4 protein-coding genes are annotated in these 2695 nt (G+C 68.9%); all 4 read right to left on the reverse strand.

From position 1 onward, the window contains the following. On the reverse strand, positions 1-381 hold a 381-nt coding region (gene tatB / locus ACIPIA_RS13730), incomplete at its 3' end, for a Sec-independent protein translocase protein TatB (RefSeq protein WP_400510351.1). Between the two features lie 100 nt (positions 382-481). Then, on the reverse strand, positions 482-727 hold the full coding sequence (locus tag ACIPIA_RS13735) for a twin-arginine translocase TatA/TatE family subunit (RefSeq protein WP_400510353.1): 246 nt from the start codon (positions 725-727) through the stop codon (positions 482-484). Positions 728-808: 81 nt separating this feature from the next. Then, positions 809-1849: an ABC transporter ATP-binding protein gene (locus tag ACIPIA_RS13740; protein ID WP_400510357.1), complete on the reverse strand. Its 1041-nt coding sequence runs from the start codon at positions 1847-1849 to the stop codon at positions 809-811. Between the two features lie 115 nt (positions 1850-1964). After that, positions 1965-2663: an SMC-Scp complex subunit ScpB gene (gene scpB, locus ACIPIA_RS13745; protein ID WP_400510355.1), complete on the reverse strand. Its 699-nt coding sequence runs from the start codon at positions 2661-2663 to the stop codon at positions 1965-1967. Between the last annotated feature and the right edge of the window lie 32 nt (positions 2664-2695).

Raw genomic sequence — 2695 nt, forward strand, 5'->3', positions numbered from 1 at the left:
CTTCGGCGCGTCCGGCTTGATGTCGACGGGCGGCAGCGGAGCCGGCGCCGGGAGCGAGGCGAGCTTGGCCTCGGCCTCCTTCAGCGCCGCATCGTCAGGCTTGGGAGCCTCGAAGTCCTTGATTTGATCGATCGGTTTGAAATCGGTGTTGAGCGCGCTCTGCACGGAGCCGCCGACATCCTCGACCTGCTTCTTCAGGTCGGCGAGTTCGGCCTCCCGCATCGCCTCGTTGAACTGCCCCTGGAACTCCGACGCCATTCGTCGCACCCGGGCGACCGTCTGGCCGACCGTGCGCAGGGCTTTGGGCAGATCCTTGGGGCCGATCACCACGAGCGCGACTGCGCCGATCAGCACCATTTCGCTCCAGGCGATGTCGAACATCGACGGCTCGTCCTCTCGGCGCGCCACCCTGCGGCCGTCGAGGCCGCGGGTTCAGAGCGCGCGCATCACCAAAACCGCGCCCTCGCGGACGCGCGCCGGATCAGGCCTTGTTGTCGGCCTTGGCCTGCGCCTGCGCAGCCGTGTTGCTCGCCTGGGTATGGTCGATCACCTTGGGATCGACATTCGTCGCGCTCGGCGCCGCCTCGTCATCCTCGGCCATGCCCTTCTTGAACGATTTGATGCCCTTGGCGACATCGCCCATCAGCTCGGAAACCTTGCCGCGCCCAAACAGCAGCATCACGATGACGCCGACGACGATCCAGTGCCAAATGCTCACGCCACCCATGGCGAAACTCCTCCGAAATTGCTCTGACCGGGCGCAGTCCCCAACCAAATCCCTGCCCGGTCGATCGCTCGGCGGCGGAACCTATTGATCCGCCGCGGGAAACACAAGGACTTCGTCGGACGGAATCTCGACACCGACCTCGTCGCCCACCGCGATCTCGTCCGACAGCGCGGCACGCACGGAGAGAGCCCGGTCGAAACCCTCCACGGCGATCAGCAGATGGTCGACCTCGCCGAGGAAGCGCCGCGCCACCAGCCGCCCCGCCAGATAGTAGCCCCTGGGCACGATCCGCACCCGATGAGGCCGGATGCAGGCGATCGCCTCGCTTCCGCCTGCCAGGCCGGGCGCCGGGAAGCGCCCGAGCGGCGTATCGACGGCGCCGTCCGAGACCCGGCCCTCGACCTCGGTAAAGTCGCAGAAAAATCGGGCGGCAAAGAGGCTGGCAGGCTTCCGGTAGAGCTCCTCGCCGGTGCCGATCTGGACGATGCGGCCCGCCCGCATGAGCACGATCCGATCGGCGATGCGCATCGCATCCTCGGGATCATGCGTCACGATGATCGACGTCGCGCCGGTCTCCTCCAGCAGTGCCGCCGTCTCGTCTCGCACCACGTCGCGCAGCCGGCGGTCGAGATTGGAGAAGGGCTCGTCCATCAGCAGCACGCCCGGCCGCGGCGCGATCGCGCGGGCAAGCGCGACCCTCTGCTGCTCGCCGCCGGAGAGCATATGCGGATAGGCGCCGTAGAAATCGGCCAGGCCCACGCGCGCAAGCGCCCTGAGCGCGGTCGCCTCCGCCGTTGCCGCGCCCTGCCCGCGCAGGCCGAAGCGGACATTCTCTCCGACGGTCAGATGCGGGAACAGCGCATAGTCCTGGAAGACGAAGCCGACGCCGCGATGCTCCGGCTCGACGAAGCGATCCGGCGCCGAGACGTCGCGCCCCTCCAGCAGGACGCGTCCGGCGCTCGGCCGCTCGACGCCGGCCGCGAGCCTGAGCAGCGTTGTCTTGCCGCAGCCCGACTGCCCCAGCAACGCGACGATCTCGCCCGGATCGACCGTCAGCGAAACGTCGGACAGCGCCGTCACCTCGTCGAAGCGCTGCGTCACCCCCTCGAATCCCAGCGCCATCGGGATCGCCGCACCGGCCGTCCCGCGCCGGCCCCAGCCGAGCCATCCCGCTTTCGTTTCCGCCAAGTTCGAAAAAGCTCCGGCTGTTCCGGCCCGGCCGGATGCCGGGACGCACCTACCCCTGTTGCGGCCCGCTTTCACCGTCGTCAAGCGGACTGAACAGATCGCCGAGCGGATCCTCGTCGTCCCGCAGTCCGGGATCGTCGTCAGGCACGGGCACGGTGAGGTCCCGCGTCAGCTGGCCCTCGATGAAGCCTGAGCCCTTCAGTTCCTCCAGCCCCGGCAGGTCGTCGATGCGATCGAGCCCGAAATGATCGAGGAAGCCGGGCGTCGTGCCGTAGGTCACGGGACGGCCGGGCGACCGGCGCCGGCCGCGCAGCCGGACCCAGCCGGCCTCAAGCAGGATATCGAGCGTTCCCTTGGCGGTGGCTACGCCCCGGATATCCTCGATCTCGGCGCGCGTGACCGGCTGGTGATAGGCGATGATCGACAGCACCTCGAGCGCGGCGCGCGACAACCGGCGCGGCGGCTCCGCCTCGGCTGCGAGCAGATAACCGAGATCGGCGGCCGTGCGGAAAGCCCAGCCGCCTGCAACCTGCCGCAGGTTGACCCCGCGCGTGGCATAGCTCTCCGCGAGATGGGCCAGCACCCGCTCGATCGCGATACCGGCCGGGATGGCCCGTTCCAATCCTTCGGCCGGCATCGGAGCGGTGGATGCGAAGAGCAGCGCCTCGACGATGCGCAGCGCCTGCGCGAAGGCGTCCGCCTCGCCGCCATCCTCGGCATCGACAGGTTCGGCCGTCGCAGCGGTCATGAGGCATCCTTGCCGACGAAGGGCAGTGCCGC

The sequence above is a fragment of the Allobosea sp. CER48 genome, assembly GCF_044752385.1.
Lineage (GTDB): Bacteria > Pseudomonadota > Alphaproteobacteria > Rhizobiales > Beijerinckiaceae > Allobosea.